Below are 1,310 nucleotides of genomic sequence, written 5' to 3' on the forward strand. Positions count from 1 at the left end.
GCCTCGCGCTCCGCGCGCAGCCGCAGTACCTCGGCGTCGGAGCGCACCACCCTGGCGGGCACCCCGCCGATGGAGGCCAGTTCGTCCACGGCCTGCTCGAAATCGATCTTGTCCAGCACGCCGGGCGCGGTGGCCGACAGGGCCGTGACCTCCGCCGCGAACTGGCGGATGGACTGCGCCGCGCCCAGCCGCTGGGCCTGGGCCAGGGCCGAAACGTATTCCACGCGCATCTCCAGCCCTTCCAGTTCCGGCGGGTTGGGCGGCAGCGCCCCGGCCCGGCGCAGGATGCCGTAGGTGCGCGTCAGCAGCGGATCGAGCAGTTCCGTCTGGTGCCGCTCGATGACCGGGCCGAGCATGAGCAGCTTTTCCTGCCCGCGTTCGGCCACCTCTGCCGCCGTGACGTTGGAGCGCCCGTCCGCCGTGAACATCAGGAAGAGATCATTGAAGAACCCCTCGCGCACGGCCTTGCGCACGTCGTCGATCTTGCGCGTCACCGCCGCGATGTCCGGGTTGATCTGGTAGAGCGGGGCCACGGCCTCGGGCTGGCCCGGCGCCACGTAGTTCTGCGCGCCGGGAATGAGGTTGAGTCGCTGCTTGAAGCCGGTGGGCACGCGCATGGGCGGGTTGACTACCTTGTGAATGGCCAGCAGCTGGCTGCGGGCCATTTCCTGCAGCATCTTGACGTCGGGCAGCACGTCCATGCCGGGCGATCGGCCATACACGTCGCTGCCGGTGACATCCCAGCGCGCCGCGAGGTGCGGGAACTCCTCGAAGCCGCCCTCGTGCAGCAGGTCCCCGGCGGCGCCATCCGCCTCGAACACCAGCGACTCGAAAGGCATGTGCAGGTTGCCGCCGTGGCCGGGGGTGCGCACGGCGCGGGGCCGCACCAGATGCACCACCTCCACATGGCGGTTGGGCTCCTTGCGCAGCATGCGCCGCGTGCCGGTGGACAGCCGCGCCTCGCCGTAGCGTTCCGCCAGTTGGCGGGCGGTCATCAGCATGCGCCGCGCAACGGTGTCCACGCGGCCCGCCGCGTCGCAGGCCCAGGAGAATTCACCGCAGGTCAGCGCGGCGAAACGGGTCAGCCGTTCGGGGTCCACTTCCTGGTACAGGTCGGCGGAACCGAAGGCGGCCAGTTCGGTGTAGAGCGCGTGCGAGGCCTGGTAGAAGTTGCTGCGGGCCAGCGCCCAGTACAGCCGCTGTTCCACCGCATCCAGCCAGCGGCGGGCCGGGCCGGATTCCGCGTCGGCCCCATCGGCCAGGCGCAGGCGAAACCACGGGCGGGCGGGCGAGGTGAGCCCGCCCTGCAT

Annotated in this window: 1 protein-coding gene; it reads right to left on the reverse strand. The window is 70.8% G+C overall.

Going from position 1 to position 1,310, the window contains the following annotated elements; genetic code table 11:
* A partial coding sequence (locus FVW20_RS15780) for a portal protein (RefSeq protein ID WP_196610353.1) occupies positions 1-1,310 on the reverse strand: 1,310 nt, incomplete at both ends.

It is taken from the genome of Nitratidesulfovibrio oxamicus (assembly GCF_015731765.1).
Classification (GTDB): Bacteria; Desulfobacterota; Desulfovibrionia; order Desulfovibrionales; family Desulfovibrionaceae; genus Cupidesulfovibrio; species Cupidesulfovibrio oxamicus.